Here is a 14,936-nt window from a genome sequence, read left to right as displayed (position 1 = left end):
AAAGTAAATGTGTGAGGATAGTTTAGCATGTGCTATGCAACGCTCATCTTGGACCAGCGCCAATCCTTGTCATGACCTTTTGACACCTTGCGTACTTAATGTTGCGACCTTTCCCTGTTAGACCAGTGGCCGATCCTGCGGCGAGCAGAATACCTTTGTTAGCAGGGCCGCACGGTCAGTCCTGGATTTGAATTTACCAAAACATAACACCACTTGCTGGATGCCGAAACGGATGAAATTTAGACGAAAATGAAACGAGCTAAATAGATTAAAAATTTAGACCTACTGCCATTATAATTACATGCTTTGCTTATGGATAACTTTAGTGATCATAATCAATACTAACTTCAACGCGATACGCTCTGCCTGTAGCAAGGGTGTGTTGCCAGGGCTTGCGCAGCAAATGGCCAACGTTGCCTGTGTGCAGGAAAATAAGCGCTCCCCTGAATTCGAGCGCAGCATTGCTTGGAGCGATCCCACCATTAATATTCAATGGTGCTTCAGGGGCGAAACCACCTCATATGCAAAGAATCAACAAACCATATCATTGGCAGCAGTGGAGCGCTTCGCGTGACGCCCAATGATCAGCCCCTCGCTTCGCTCTCTCCATTAACCCCTCACCAGGAAACTAACCCACACGCCGCACAACCTACATCTCTTGTGGCATTGGTTCGCAGCCTCTGGCGTAACCGTCAGCTCATCACGCAAATGACCAAACGAGAAGTTGTGGGTCGCTATAAAGGTTCTGCCATGGGGTTGGCTTGGTCATTCTTTAACCCTGTGTTCATGCTGACCGTGTATACCTTTGTCTTTTCCGTGATCTTCAAGTCTCGCTGGGGTGTGGGGAGCGAAGAGAGCAAAACCCAGTTTGCCGTGGTGCTGTTTGTCGGCATGATCGTTCATGGATTGTTTGCTGAGGTACTCAATCGCGCGCCGTCGCTCATTCTTTCTAACGTAAATTACGTCAAAAAAGTCGTGTTTCCGTTGGAGATACTGCCCGTCATTGCCATGGGCGCAGCGCTCTTCCATAGCTTCGTCAGCCTATGCGTGCTGCTCGTTGCTTTTGTCCTATTTAACGGTTATTTGCATTGGACGGCAGTTCTAGCCCCGTTCGTTCTGCTGCCTATAGTCATTCTTACGCTGGGCCTTGCCTGGATGCTTGCATCCTTGGGTGTTTTTCTGCGTGATGTGGGACAAACCATCGGCATCATCACCACGGTCATGCTGTTTCTTTCCCCAATCTTTTATCCTGTGACTGCCCTGCCGGAAGAGCTTCGCCCATGGATTATGGTCAACCCTCTCACCTTCATTATCGAACAAGCGCGAGAAGTTCTGATCTGGGGGCGCCTGCCAGACTGGGCAGGATTGGGGATGTACACCCTCGCTGCCACGATAGTCGCTTGGGCAGGTTACGCATGGTTCCAAAAAACCAGAAAAGGGTTTGCAGATGTCCTTTGACCAATTACTTTTCGCGGACGAACTTCAACCGCGGGAATTCAAATCAAGCTTTGAAGCGGATCGCTTGCTGGAGGCCGTCTTGGGGCAAGCGGTCATCAGTATTGCGAAGCAAGTTCTAAACTGAGCAAGGAATTATTTTGTTGCATGCCAAAATACGCAGGGTGCATCAGTAGTGAGTTACTTAGACATGTATAAAAGTGAGCAACCTTTTTTCAGTAAGTTCAGGCTGGCATTGCCCGTTGAAGACGAGCTCTCGGTTAAACTTAAAAGGGAGCGGCTGTGGCTAACAGTACAAAAAGGAAGTGAAGGAAATAATGTCTACTGAAGTTGCCATTCGAGTCCAAAACATCAGCAAGTGTTATCAGATCTATGACACTCCGCGTGACAGGCTTAAACAATTCATCTTGCCGCGCTTAAGACGGATGGCAGGCAAATTACCCAAGCAATATTTTGACGAGTTCTGGGCGCTCAAAGATATCTCCTTTGAAATACAAAAAGGCGAAACCGTCGGTATCATCGGGAGAAATGGCAGTGGTAAATCCACCTTGTTGCAGTTGATATGCGGCACGCTCAATCCAACCAGTGGCGCTGTTCAAACCAACGGTCGCATTGCGGCGCTGCTGGAACTCGGTTCTGGCTTCAATCCTGAATTCACAGGTCGGGAAAACGTGAATATGAATGCGGCCTTGCTAGGGCTTGGCCAAGATGAAATTGACGCACGGTTTGATGATATTGCAGCGTTTGCCGACATAGGTAATTTTATCGAACAACCCGTAAAGACATATTCCAGCGGCATGCTTGTTCGGCTAGCTTTTGCTGTAAATATAATTTCAGAGCCGGACATCATGATTGTTGACGAGGCTCTTGCGGTAGGTGATATGAACTTCCAGGCCAAGTGCATGACCGCACTTACTCGCATTCAGGAAAGCGGTTCTACTATCTTGTTTGTTAGCCATGATGTAGGTGCGGTAAAAAGTTTGTGCTCGCGAGGTGTGCATCTCGAACACGGTATAGTCAAGGCGATCGGAAAGGCGTCGGATGTGGCAGAGCAATATATCCGAACGATGCGAGAAGAAATGAATTCAGAAATTCGCCGATTCAGTCGTGTATCGTCTGGATTTGAGATGGAGCATAAAAAAATAGAAGAGGAAAAAGTGCAATCCTTGGAAATAGGTAGCGCGGTTTTGAAGCGATCGGATGAATTTGACAAGCGGGTGGCTGCATTTCGGTATGGCTCCGGAGGAGCAAGAATCACCTATGTTGAACTACTCAACATGAGAAATGAGCCGATACAGTTGGTGGAGTTCAACCAACAATTAAAAATTCGAATCCATGTTGAATCATCGTCAGAGCTGAGCATTTCCGTCAATTTCAATATTCTTGATGAGAAAAAAATGAATCTGACAGGATGTGGGTTTACTCAAGTTGAGCACGAATTTCTGACGACCGAAATTGGTGGGCAATATTTGGTCGAATACACTCTTCGACTACCACTGCAAGAAGGCAACTATTCACTTCGAACACAGATTACATCGCCAGTAGTGCGCGGTGAGACGGCCGAGTTTGTGGATGTAATCGAAGATGCGGTAATTTTTCAGATGGAGCGATGGCAAAATGCAAGAATTTGGTCAAAAATACATCTGTTCCCAGAAATGAAACTCAGACATCTAATTTCGAATGCATAGTTTATTTCGGGGAATTATAAAAGCTCCTGTTTTTATAATTCCAGGCATCCAAAAAATTGGTACCATGGCATTACATAAGTACCTATTCCAGCATTTGTCTTTGGCTTTAAATGAGGGCACTGTTGACCAATCCACAGCTTTCGAATTGTCAAGTCGTTACGCATCTATAAATGAGGGTTGCATTAGCAGTTAGAAATGCATTTCGATTGAAAGTAATGTTTATGATGCACTTAGAGACTATAAAGAATTTTTTCAAAAAAAAACAATCCATTCCATTTTCATGTATTGTCGGATCAGGGCGTTGTGGCACAACCATGCTTGCTAAGATGCTCAATTCTCATTCAATGATTTGCGTGCCACCCGAACTTCAGATTCTATTTGAATACAGTGATAATGGCCCTCGACTCTACGAAATTTTCAAAGAAAAGAAGAATAAGTTCTTTGGCCCTAAAGACTTCATGGAGCTGATCGATGTTAGGTGCCCGAAAAAGCTCAGTGTGTATTTTGACTATATGAGTTTCTTTGAGAAGCAACAATATCCGATTCATAGCTTTAAAAAACTTGTAAATAGTTTCTATAGCGAAATAGCAGAATCCAAACAAAAAAAAATATTTATTGATCGTACACCGTGGTACGGCCAAAGAATTGATATTATTAATGAATTATTTCCTGATGCTAAATATATCCATATGATCAGAGACGGCCGGGATGTTGCGATTTCATATGCACGAACACCTTGGTGGCATGATGATATTGGACAAAATCTGGAAAGGTGGCACGCCGAGGTTCGCCAAATTATCGACTCATCAAATCAATTTCTGCACCCAAATCAGATGCTCCAGGTTCGATATGAAGATTTTGTAGATAAACCTGAAGTTGAACTTAGGCGTATATGTGAGCACTTGGGTGTGAATTTCGAGTACTCCATGCTGGATACTGCAACTCACGTAGATTACAGTTTGTACCGCAAGTCAAATTTAGAAAATATTTCATCCGAGGCGCTGAAAGAGTGGTCACAAAGTAAAAATATTCCAACGTTTAAAGGGAGCCGTTACGCTTGGAAATCTTATAAAGATTTTGATTTTTCAGCCCTCCCAGAACATATTAATCAGAGTTTACACGCGCATGGTTATGAAAAATAAATAAGTTGCCAGTGACTAAAGCAACGTAACCAAAACATTTTTTTCCATGACGTGCAATTGTTAACTTTGATTATCTTAAACCAAATAGCAATTATTATTGGAGTCATCAGTTGATGTTCTGGTGTTTAGGTTTAACGATGTAGAGATGCTCGATAGTGGGCAAAAGTGTACCTATTCACCGTCTTGTGACGTAATAAAACTATTGCTAATGAAACAACGATTAATGGCAAAAGAGCTTCAATATGAGTGACAAATTTTTATCTCCAATCATGATATTGGGTTCTGAAAGATCTGGGACAAATCTGCTACGAGCTCTACTGAGCACCCATTCAAAGATAGCTTCTCCGCCGCCAGCAGGTTTTATAGATGCTTTGGGTGAGCTTCAAGCACGCTATTTTCCAAACGGTGAGCCGCATTATCTATCTGACCTTATTGATGATGTTGTTGTGCTAACTACGACTCATCATAACCCGTGGAATATCGATCTCAATGCGGAGGTTGTCAAGGAGAAATTGAACAATGCCTCGTTATGGGAGATTTTCAGAGTTGTGAATGAGATTTATGCAGAGGAATATAGAAGACCCTGCTGGTGCTCAAAGGAACCTGGTCTCTTTAAATACATATCCGAAATCTCGGAACATCTCCCTAATGCAAAATTTGTGTATTTAGTTAGGGATGGGAGGGATGTTGCTGCGTCAATGCTACGAGGACATCTTCACGAATTCCACGTTTATTTTGCCGCCCAAAACTGGGCTTGGGCTCAAAGGCAGTGTCTAAGGGCCCTTGCTGATCCAGCCGTTAGTGAGAAAATATATCTGTTGAAATACGAAAATTTAATCGATAGGCCAGAGGATGCCATGCGGGATTTGATGCGTTTTGTTGGCCTTGAGTTTGAAGAAACGCAATTACAGTATTACCGAAATGAGAATATATTAGAACATTCAAAAAAATCCAGGTTCTGGAAAAATCTTGCCTACCCGATCAACGGAAAAAATAAGGGGGAGTATAAGGATAATCTGGGGGTAAAGAATATCGAGATATTTGAGAGTGTGGCCTGGGATGAAATGGAAATGCTTGAGTATCCTATTGATAGCTTAAATAAAAAATCTTTCACGGATTTTGAAATTCGCATGTATCGCACGATCGCGTTATTGCGAAAAAAATTCTGGAGCATGGATCCGAGGGCCGAAGCATTTCGAAACAGAGCCAGGGTTAAGGTTACTCATGAAATAATGAGAGGTGATAGGTCCCGATGATGTTTGACAATATATTCCTGTTGGAACCCGATGCTTTTAGAGTGTTTCGAGAGATTGATTTATTTAAAACCGGTTCACTGCATGGCAAACATGTGCTAATTGTGGTGAGTAAATGATCCCGGTTACGAAGACATTTATCCCGTCCTTAGAGAATTACACATCTTACCTTGAAGCAATCTGGCAAGCGGGCTATCTCACCAACAACGGACCCCTATGCCGACAGTTGACAGTTGATATCGCGGGTTTCCTTGGTATTCCAAATATGGAGTTGGTGGCTAACGGCACGCTCGCGCTCCAGCTTGCCATCAAGGCGCTAAGCCTCAAGGATGAAATCATTACCACACCATACAGCTATGTCGCCACAATAAATTCTATCTTGTGGGAAGGCTGTGAGCCAGTTTTCGTTGACATTGAGCCGCAAACCTTCTGCATTAACCCTGATCTGATCGAGGTGGCTATCACCGAAAAAACTTCTGCGATTCTGGCCACTCATGTTTATGGCTATCCATGTGACGTGGCAAGAATTCAAAAAATTGCAGATAAGCATAAGCTCAAAGTTATTTATGATGCGGCTCACGCCTTTGGGGTGAAGCTTTTTGGCGAGTCGATTTTGCTGCATGGGGATTGTTCCACTTTGAGTTTCCATGCTACCAAGTTGTTTCACACAGCTGAGGGGGGCGCAGTAGTGTGCAAAGACATCGAAGTCGCCAAACGCGTCTTTCTGATGAAGAAGTTCGGTCACATCGGCGAAGATGAGTATCTCGACATCGGCATTAACGCAAAAATGTCGGAACTGCATGCAGCAATGGGCCTTTGTGTCTTGCCGAAGGTAAATGACATCATTGCCTCACGGAAAGAGCGTTCAGACTGGTACGATGAAAAACTAGAAAGCAGCCTGTTGCAGCGGCCTATATCGCAAGTAGGTCTCGAATATAACTATGCCTATTATCCAGTTATTTTCCCCACCCACGAAGCTATGATGCGGGTACGCCAAGCACTCGTCGATCACCACATCGGCCCTCGGCGATATTTTTATCCATCGCTGAACACCTTGCCATTTTTGAGGCAAGAGCTGAAACGATCTTGTCCGGTTTCGGAAAGTGTGGCGAGACGAGTGTTGAGTTTGCCGCTTTATGTGGATTTGGAGAAAGATGCAATCCATACCATTTGTGGTTTGATTAGCGCGGCATGAAGAAAATATTATTTCTGGGTGCCGCGCCTACTCAAGTATCACCAATTCAGTATGCTTTGGAGCAGGGTCATCGTGTGTTTACGTGTGACTACTTGCCAGAAAATCCAGGTCATCGCTTAGCGCATGAGTCATTTATTGTTAGTACAACAGATAAAGAAGCAGTGTTGGAGCTAGCTAAGCGTTTAAAGATCGATGGGATTGTTGCCTATGCTTCTGATCCAGCAGCACCCACGGCGGCGTTTGTGGCAGAGCAAATGGGGCTACCTGGTAATCCTTATCAATCAGTTCTCACGCTGACCAGAAAAGATTTATTCCGTACTTTTTTGAAAAAACACGGTTTCAATGTCCCACGTTCACAATCATTTTACGTCCGAGAGGAGGCTCGAGTCTGGTTGAATAAAATTGGGATGCCAGCCTTCATTAAACCTGTAGACTCCTCTGGAAGTAAAGGCGTCACTCGCTTGACCGATCTTGCTAAATTTGACGAGGCTTTTGATTGCTCATTAGTTTATTCTCGAGAAAAGATGGTCGTTATTGAAGAGCAAATTATTCGCTCTCATCATCAAATCGCTGGTGATGGCTTTATATTAAATGGTGAACTAATTTTTTGGTGCTGGGCCGATGAACATTTTGACAAGTTGTGCAACGGCCTTGTGCCGATCGGAGAATCTTTTCCAACGCAGCATCCCAATTATTTGCTAGCAATCGCGCAAGCCGAAAGCCAAAGATTACTTACATTGTTGGGTATGAAAACTGGGGCATTGAATTTTGACTTTGTCTTTACTGAGGATGGAAGGTTATTTTTTCTTGAGCTTGGCCCACGTAATGGAGGTTGCTTGATACCTGAAGTAATCAGGTACGCCACTGGCATGGATTTAATTAAGTGCACTGTCGATGCAGCTCTAGGTTTGCCATGCAGTGAATTTAAAATTAATAATGTAGAAGGTTTCTGGTCAAGCTATATGCTTCATTCACTAGAAGATGGTGTGTTTCAGGAGCTTTGGATATCAGACCGGCTCATGAGAAAAATTGTTGAGCAGGACATTTGGGTAAAAACTGGAGACAAAGTAGAAAAATATTTTGGATCCAACCAAATACTAGGCACTATGATTCTGAGGTTTGAATCTATGCTGGAAATGACAGAAATGATGGATAACATGGAGCAAGATATACAGGTTATTGTTCAATAACGCTACACCTTCAGTATATTGCTGTTTTCGTAAGGCGTACAGGGATTAACGATCGTGCTATCTTCAAATAATAAGGCGTGGACTTGAAGTTCCTATTAGTGTCCAACGTAGAGTGTAAGCAGTTTGGGACTGAGTAAGCTTATTGCCCTTGATCATCGATGTATTGATGTGAAATAGCATTGAGAGCAAACAGGTACTTTTAAAAATTACTCAGTTGAAACGCGAGATAAATGAAAATATTCTCAAAAAATAATTACGATTCAATTGATAAGATATTTTGTGGCTCGCTATTTTCGCAGGTAGGTGAACCGTAAATGGCCGAGAAATATCCGAACTCCAAGTAAAGTTGATAATTAAAAAATAATCAAATTGCTACGGCCAAGTACAAAAACAATCTTGTCGATTGGTGTTGTGGGAACGGGCTCGGAACTAGACTGTTGGAGCCGCTTGTAAAGGATGTTGTTGATATGGATTTTACATCTGACCTAATAGATGCAGCGAAGCGATATAGCAGTTTCCATAACATTGAATATGTTAATTCTGATTTATTAAGCCCTGATCCTAAATATTTTTCAGGATCAAAGAATATTGTCAAGTATAAAGCTCTGCTTCATTTTTTTGAAGAACAATTATGTTAAGAACTTTGGAAGTTGGCTCATTTGATTTATGTGGATGTATCCCAAATAAAGCAGAATTAAGCGCGTCTTATTATTCTGAAAAGACATTCGCTTTTTACCTGCGGAGTGAGCGTGAGGGTAAACCACATATGGGTCGGTGGTAGATAATGGAGAAAATTGAGCGAATTTTTTCAGGACGCAGATCTATGACAACATTTTCACCTCGGTCAATGTCGTTGTATAAGGCATATAATCGAGCTGATATTCTCCTTAAAAAATGCCAATGAAGAAGATAGGTATCTTTGGTGTGCCGCGCTCCGGTACATCGTGGCTCGGGCATATTTACAACAGCCATCCTGACGTGGCGTTAAGATTTCAGCCGCTTTTTTCATACGGTCACAAAGGCAGCCTGACTGCACGCTCTTCTGCTGAAGAGATCCGAACATTTTTTGAAGAAATTCTTCATACCCAAGATGCTTTCGCAACAATGACATCTGAGACACAAAATAACTTTCCAGCATTTCAAAAAACCGCACGGCCTACTCATATTGTTTTTAAAGAGACGAGATATCTTCACATCGTTGAGAACATGCTTGCTCAGTGTAGTGACGTTAAAGTAATAGGGATTATCAGGAATCCGCTGGCAGTGCTTGCTTCCTGGGTATTGGCACCAAAGGAATTTAATCCAGGGTGGGATATTTACAGTGAGTGGCGATGGGCACCAAGCAAAAACCAGAATAGGCCAGAAGAGTTTTATGGTTTTGACAAATGGAAGAAATCTGCTGAGGCGTTTTTGCGTTTTAAAATCCAATTTCCACAGCAATTTTCCTTGGTCTGCTATGACGAGTTGAATAGGATGCCGCTTGATACAACAAATAAATTGTTTAAATTTAGTGGGTTAGAAGTTTGTGGCCAGGTAGAAGACTTCCTCAGCGAAAGTAAATCGAGGCATGATTCCGATCCATATTCGGTTTTTCGCTCCAAGGCGGGTGATGATCGTTGGCAAGATGTCTTGCCCAATGAAATTGTGAAACAAATTATGTTAGAACTTAAAAACACCCCGTTGGATATTTTTCTTCAGGGGGGCAAGCATGTCTAAAATCTCTGTCATTCTGACATCGTTCAATCATGAATTATACCTTCGCGAAGCGATTGATAGCGTCCTTAATCAGACCTTTACTGATTACGAGCTGATTATTTGGGACGATGCTTCCTCTGATGGTTCTTGGGAAGTCATCAATAGCTATTCAGATCCACGTATTAAAGCATTTCGAAATGAAGCGACGAAGAGAGGAATCTATGGAATCAACAAAGCCATCTCTGAGGTGGCTACCGGTGAATACATCGCCATTCATCATTCAGATGATGCATGGGAACTCGATAAATTGGAAAAGCAAGTTGCCTACTTGGATAATCATAGTGAAATTGGCGCTGTTTTTACATGGGCGCAAATAATCGACGAGAACGGCGCCAAGTTGGAAAACAATTGGTTTAAACAGGAAAATAAAACTCAATGGCAGTGGCTCAATCAGCTTTTTTTTGAACAAAATCATCTAAACCACCCTAGCGTTCTGATCAGAAAGCAATGCTACCAAGATGTGGGGACATATCGATATGGCCTAGCGCAGACGGGTGATGCTGAAATGTGGAGTAGAGTTTTAATTAAATATCCTATACACGTTATTCAGGAGAATCTGACAAAGCATAGGCTGCCTTCGGATAAGTCAAATACCAGTGGCTCTAGAATAGAAGTTGCCATCAGGGCGAGCAACGAATGGAATGTGTTGCGAGAGAACTATCTTTCGATTTCAAATATCGAAGATATGGTTGCGATATTTCCCAGTCCCCAATGTTTAAGAAATACTGAAGGCGCTGACAATATATTTTTGTTGGCAATGGCTTGCTTGTATGAATGTCAGCAAAAAAGTGCATGGAATTTTGGTTTGAAATTGCTGTTCGACTTGTTCAATGACGAAACACGTAGGAACAAAATATTAGAGATTTATTCTTTCTCATATGTGGATTTCATCAAATTGACCGATAAGTTTGATGTTTATGAGCTGCGTTCATTTGTTGAGTTGGAAGGGCAAGTCGCCAACCTTAACCAAGCTGTGGCTGAGCGCGGCGGCCAGATCACCAGCCTTGCTCAAATGGTAGCCAAGTGTGATGAACAGATCGTTAGTATTAGCCATGCTGTGGCTGATAAAGTCCACCGATTAAATTCGGTTGTGCTAGCCAAGGATGGTGCAATCGAGGTTCGAGCGGAAGAAATTCGGCAACTTTCTTCTGAACTTAAAAATACTCAGCATGAAGTCGCTCAATATACCGAGGGAATCAATTCGCTGAAATCATCGTTATCCCAGCGAGACCAGTCAGTTGAGACGCTAAATAATTCGCTAAGGCATATGGAAGAAGTGCTTGCCAATGTCAAAGAGGAGTTCTCACGAGCAGAAGCTGAGTTACAGTCAATTCGGCGAACCAAATGGTTTAGATTGCGGGACGCAATAATCCATCAACCATGGGGAGCCAGAAAATTTGCTCGTGTTGCGTACTTGGCTGGCGCGATGGCAATTCCTCCATTTATTCGCTCAAGACTCTCGCCGACGGTGTCACGAATTAAAGCTCGGCTAAATGCCTCGCAGCCTGCGTTTTTGTCAAAATCCAATGAAAACTCCGCCTATCTGGTTCGGCAACCGGCACCTGCCGTGCTTAACCGCCCGCATGTGGCGCATATTATTGCCAATTTTATGACCGGCGGTTCCACGCGTCTCGTTGTTGACTTGATCGAATATCTTGCTGCTCATTATGAGCAAAGTGTAGTAACGAGTTACATTCCTACACCACCAGCATACATTGGTGTTGATATTACGGAATTTCGTTTCCCTGAAAATGCACAACCATTTATTGATCATTTTTCACAACTGAAACCCGATCTACTTCACGTTCATTACTGGGGAGATTGCGATGAGCCATGGTACGAGAAGGCAATCTCTGCAGCAGAATATCTCGGCATTCCCATAGTCGAGAATATCAACACACCTGTAACACCATATATGTCTGATGCCGTTCGGCGTTATGTCTACGTCAGCGACTATGTTCGACATGTGTTTGGTCAGAATCATCCCTCACATATCACGGTATACCCCGGATCGGACTTCTCACACTTTGACCGAAAATCAGGTGAGATGCTGGCTGATAATTGTATTGGGATGGTCTATCGTATGGAACGCGATAAGCTCAACGAGGGTGCCATTGAGCCATTTATCAAGGCTGTTCAAAAGCGTCCTCAAACACGTGTATTGATCGTGGGAGGGGGTAGCCTGCTTGAGCACTTCCGTCGCGCGGTTTCAACGGCGGGGCTAAATGACAATTTCGAATTTACCGGATATGTCAGTTATGATGCGTTACCGGATTTCTATCGCCGAATGTCAGTTTTTGTAGCTCCAGTCTGGAAAGAAAGTTTTGGCCAAGTTAGCGCATTCGCGATGAATATGCGAATACCGGTAGTGGGCTACGATATCGGCGCTATCGGTGAAATAGTGGACAATAAGGCACTTTTGGCAGAACCCGAGAACCCTGAAATGTTGTCTGATATTATTGTGCGATTGCTTGAATCACCAGCAGAACGCGAAAAGATCGGCGAACTTCAACGATGTCGTGCCCAAGACTATTTTTCAGTGCAAGCTATGATCAAGGCATACAGCGCTATTTACCAGGAGATGATGGCTGAGCACGCTCCAAAAACATATATACGGGCTGTGTGATGGATAAAGTCGAAAGCATTGCAAAACTGTTTACTAGAGGTGTTTCAGTAACCGATATTCTGATGATCAGCGAATAAGAGACGATAAAGTTAACGAACTCTTTGCGTTGCAAGGCTGGCTATTTTGGGAGAATTGCAATTTAAGGTCGTTGAGGTTTCTCAGACGGGCGTAGTGGTATCCTCAATTCTCATAGATGTGCATCGGCCGGATATAGTAAAGCGATTTAATCTTGATGACGGCGATGATCGTTTCGGCTTTTTCAGCCACTTGAATCCCTACTTGTTACACGCTCAATTTGAGCTGGAAGTTAATTCAATTGCAGTATGTCCAGACTGAGGAAATCCAGCAGCCAAACTCGATCTTGACAGTCAATAAGTCAGCTTTTATACAATAATGGAGGAGCTGTGACGAGCTTACGACCCGCTGTTATCCAAAGGGTGGTGAGATAGTGGTTCAGCTAAGGATATCCACCCTATGCTCGATTCTGATAGGCAAGGATAGCCGCCCTGCAAGTTGTTATTGCAACCCCGCAGCACGTCTATCAATAAATGTTAATGAGAATACTCCATAATGAAGATTGTATTTTTTGTCCATTGCTTTTTCCCTGACCATTTCTATGGTACAGAAACCTATACTTTAGATTTGGCTCGACACTATAAGGCTAGCGGGCATAATGTAACTGTCGTTTCAGCAATTTTTCAGGGTGAGCCGCAAGCTGTAGACTTGGTGACGCAATACACGTATCAGGGTATCTCTGTTGTCTGCATCGACAAAAACCAGCTGCCACATTCTCGCGTCAAAGAAACCTATTACCAGCCCGAGATGAGGGGAGTGCTGGAAAAAGTGCTACGTGATCTGCAACCTGATCTTGTTCATGTTACACATCTCATTAACCATACTGCCGCTTTGTTGGAGGTAACAAAGCAACTTGGAATTCCCACTTATGCCACATTCACCGATTTTTTTGGCTTCTGTCTTAACAATAAACTTGAGGCCGCTGATGGCGAGCTTTGCAAGGGGCCATCACCATCGCGTACCAACTGCTTGGCTTGCCATCTAAAGGAGGCATCGCGTAGTGCGCATGCAAATTCATGGATGAGATGGGCAACTACGTCTTTTTCTGCGCAGTTAATTGCTACGGGAGTCAACTTGGCCAAGCGGCTGCCGACATTGAAAGGTGGCCCAATTGACGGACTTGTTGAAGACATCTTGCAGCGGCCGGATACGCTCGTAGGGCTATACAATGGAAGTTACAAGGGGGCTGTTGCACCAACACGATTTCTGAAAAATGCATACCAAAACAATAGAATCAGCGTGCCGATGCATGACATCTGGTTTGGGGTTGATATTGATCGCAGTCCGAAACCCACGAGAAGCGAAGGGCACAAACCAGTAATTGGCTACATCGGCCAGATTGCTCCCCACAAAGGCACCGATCTGCTTATCAAAGCATTCAAACGCCTACCTCGTAATGATGCGGAACTTCGTATTTATGGGCCATCTGATCAAGACCCAAGCTTTATGAGTAGTCTGAAGTCGCTAGCGACAGGGCACGATATTCATTTCATGGGTACTTTTCCTAAAGACGCCATGGCCGATGTTCTACGTGACATGGATCTCCTCGTCATTCCATCTCGCTGGTATGAGAATAGCCCCTTAGTTTTGCTGAATGCTCTCGCCACTCATACACCTGTTTTGGTATCGGATGTTGCTGGTATGACGGAGTTTCTTGAATCAGGCCGCAACGGATACGCCTTCGAGAGGGGAAATGTTGATCACCTTGAGCAATGTCTCAGTAAGTTAGTCAATAATCCTGAGAATCTCTATTCTCTAGCAACTAAAACAGAATATGAGAGAACTACAAATATAATGGCAGAAGAAACTTTGGCAATTTACGAGCAGCATATCTTAAGTGGCACAGGATAGAAAAATTGAAAGGCATGTAATGAAAAAAGTGAAATACCTGATTCTCGGGGGAGGCCCGAGCGGGCTAGCTCCGGCATACTCCCTAATTGATAGGGGGTGCCGCAGGATAAGGTAGTATTGCTTGAGAATGAATCTACGGTTGGTGGTCATTGCCGTTTGGAGCAGGTGGATGGCTCTCCACTTGATATTGGCGGAGGTCATTTCTTGGACGTTCGCAAGACCGAAGTCCTGAATTTTTTCTTCAGGTTTATGCCTAGGGAAGAATGGAACAGTTTTGATTACATCTCCAAAATTCGTCTTCGTGAGTAGGAGATCGATTATCCACTAGAGTCCAATATGCAGTGGCTTATGCTGCAACAGGACGAGCCAGAAGGTTTCGTATTGCTACCGGCAAGCAATACAGTGTGCGCGATTTCGTGAATGCCGCCGCTAAAGAACTGGGTATGCAGATTCGCTGGGATGGTGTGGGGGTGGATGAAAAAGGATATGATCACTCCGGCAAATGTATCGTCTCTGTCGATCCGCGCTACTTCCGCCATACTGAAGTTGAAACCTTGCTTGGGGACGCCACCAAGGCCAAGGTAAAGCTTGGTTGGTCACCCAAAGTTACATTCGATGAATTAGTGGCTGAAATGGTGTGCGAAGATCTGAAGGCCGCCGAGCGAGATGAACTGGTCAAGAAACATGGCTAGTCGGTCCTGAATTG

General features: G+C 43.8%; 13 protein-coding genes and 1 pseudogene. All 14 read left to right on the top strand.

Features of this window, described 5'->3' with window-relative positions:
• The first annotated feature begins 325 nt into the window (after positions 1-325).
• Positions 326-574, top strand: coding sequence for a hypothetical protein (locus MJ770_RS02895; protein ID WP_239250106.1), 249 nt, complete (start codon positions 326-328; stop codon positions 572-574).
• Positions 571-1,458 carry an ABC transporter permease gene (locus MJ770_RS02890; protein ID WP_239250105.1) on the top strand — a complete coding sequence of 296 codons (888 nt, stop codon included), beginning with the start codon at positions 571-573 and terminating at the stop codon, positions 1,456-1,458. Before MJ770_RS02895 ends, MJ770_RS02890 begins: the two co-directional genes overlap by 4 nt.
• Positions 1,448-1,582: a hypothetical protein gene (locus MJ770_RS15370; protein WP_256448788.1), complete on the top strand. Its 135-nt coding sequence runs from the start codon at positions 1,448-1,450 to the stop codon at positions 1,580-1,582. Before MJ770_RS02890 ends, MJ770_RS15370 begins: the two co-directional genes overlap by 11 nt.
• A gap of 190 nt (positions 1,583-1,772) precedes the next feature.
• On the top strand, positions 1,773-3,143 hold the full coding sequence (locus MJ770_RS02885) for an ABC transporter ATP-binding protein (RefSeq protein ID WP_239250104.1): 1,371 nt from the start codon (positions 1,773-1,775) through the stop codon (positions 3,141-3,143).
• A 221-nt stretch (positions 3,144-3,364) separates the two neighbouring features.
• Positions 3,365-4,285 (top strand): sulfotransferase family protein, encoded by a 921-nt coding sequence (locus MJ770_RS02880; protein ID WP_239250103.1) that lies wholly within the window; start codon positions 3,365-3,367, stop codon positions 4,283-4,285.
• A gap of 242 nt (positions 4,286-4,527) precedes the next feature.
• Entirely contained in the window at positions 4,528-5,541 is a 1,014-nt protein-coding gene (locus MJ770_RS02875; protein ID WP_239250102.1) for a sulfotransferase family protein, read from the top strand.
• Positions 5,542-5,653: 112 nt separating this feature from the next.
• A complete protein-coding gene (locus tag MJ770_RS02870) occupies positions 5,654-6,733 on the top strand; it encodes a DegT/DnrJ/EryC1/StrS family aminotransferase (protein ID WP_239250101.1) in 1,080 nt (359 codons plus the stop codon).
• Complete coding sequence (locus tag MJ770_RS02865) at positions 6,730-7,923, top strand: ATP-grasp domain-containing protein (protein ID WP_239250100.1); 1,194 nt, start codon at positions 6,730-6,732, stop codon at positions 7,921-7,923. The genes MJ770_RS02870 and MJ770_RS02865 overlap by 4 nt, the downstream gene beginning before the upstream one ends.
• Positions 7,924-8,823: 900 nt before the next feature.
• Entirely contained in the window at positions 8,824-9,639 is an 816-nt protein-coding gene (locus tag MJ770_RS02860) for a sulfotransferase (RefSeq protein ID WP_239250099.1), read from the top strand.
• Positions 9,632-12,304, top strand: coding sequence for a glycosyltransferase (locus MJ770_RS02855; RefSeq protein WP_239250098.1), 2,673 nt, complete (start codon positions 9,632-9,634; stop codon positions 12,302-12,304). Before MJ770_RS02860 ends, MJ770_RS02855 begins: the two co-directional genes overlap by 8 nt.
• Before the next feature lie 123 nt (positions 12,305-12,427).
• On the top strand, positions 12,428-12,640 hold the full coding sequence (locus MJ770_RS02850) for a hypothetical protein (RefSeq protein WP_239250097.1): 213 nt from the start codon (positions 12,428-12,430) through the stop codon (positions 12,638-12,640).
• 234 nt (positions 12,641-12,874) lie between these two features.
• Positions 12,875-14,230, top strand: a complete 1,356-nt coding sequence (locus MJ770_RS02845) for a glycosyltransferase family 4 protein (RefSeq protein WP_239250096.1) — start codon at positions 12,875-12,877, stop codon at positions 14,228-14,230.
• A 96-nt stretch (positions 14,231-14,326) separates the two neighbouring features.
• Complete coding sequence (locus MJ770_RS02840; protein ID WP_239250095.1) at positions 14,327-14,539, top strand: FAD/NAD(P)-binding protein; 213 nt, start codon at positions 14,327-14,329, stop codon at positions 14,537-14,539.
• Positions 14,540-14,566: 27 nt separating this feature from the next.
• A pseudogene (locus tag MJ770_RS02835) lies at positions 14,567-14,922 on the top strand (GDP-mannose 4,6-dehydratase); the annotation flags it as partial.
• Positions 14,923-14,936: the final 14 nt, after the last annotated feature.

It is taken from the genome of Candidatus Nitrotoga sp. M5 (assembly GCF_927904885.1).
Classification (GTDB): domain Bacteria; phylum Pseudomonadota; class Gammaproteobacteria; order Burkholderiales; family Gallionellaceae; genus Nitrotoga.
This window is presented reverse-complemented; position numbering and strand designations above follow the sequence as displayed.

What these genes read in the sequence shown, in the direction of transcription:
- MJ770_RS02845 (WP_239250096.1), top strand. Translation starts at nt 12,875, where the DNA reads ATGAAGATTGTATTTTTTGTCCATTGCTTTTTCCCTGACCATTTCTAT.
- MJ770_RS02875 (WP_239250102.1), top strand. Translation starts at nt 4,528, where the DNA reads ATGAGTGACAAATTTTTATCTCCAATCATGATATTGGGTTCTGAAAGA.
- MJ770_RS02885 (WP_239250104.1), top strand. Translation starts at nt 1,773, where the DNA reads ATGTCTACTGAAGTTGCCATTCGAGTCCAAAACATCAGCAAGTGTTAT.
- MJ770_RS02865 (WP_239250100.1), top strand. Translation starts at nt 6,730, where the DNA reads ATGAAGAAAATATTATTTCTGGGTGCCGCGCCTACTCAAGTATCACCA.
- MJ770_RS02855 (WP_239250098.1), top strand. Translation starts at nt 9,632, where the DNA reads ATGTCTAAAATCTCTGTCATTCTGACATCGTTCAATCATGAATTATAC.
- MJ770_RS02870 (WP_239250101.1), top strand. Translation starts at nt 5,654, where the DNA reads ATGATCCCGGTTACGAAGACATTTATCCCGTCCTTAGAGAATTACACA.
- MJ770_RS15370 (WP_256448788.1), top strand. Translation starts at nt 1,448, where the DNA reads ATGTCCTTTGACCAATTACTTTTCGCGGACGAACTTCAACCGCGGGAA.
- MJ770_RS02880 (WP_239250103.1), top strand. Translation starts at nt 3,365, where the DNA reads ATGATGCACTTAGAGACTATAAAGAATTTTTTCAAAAAAAAACAATCC.
- MJ770_RS02860 (WP_239250099.1), top strand. Translation starts at nt 8,824, where the DNA reads ATGAAGAAGATAGGTATCTTTGGTGTGCCGCGCTCCGGTACATCGTGG.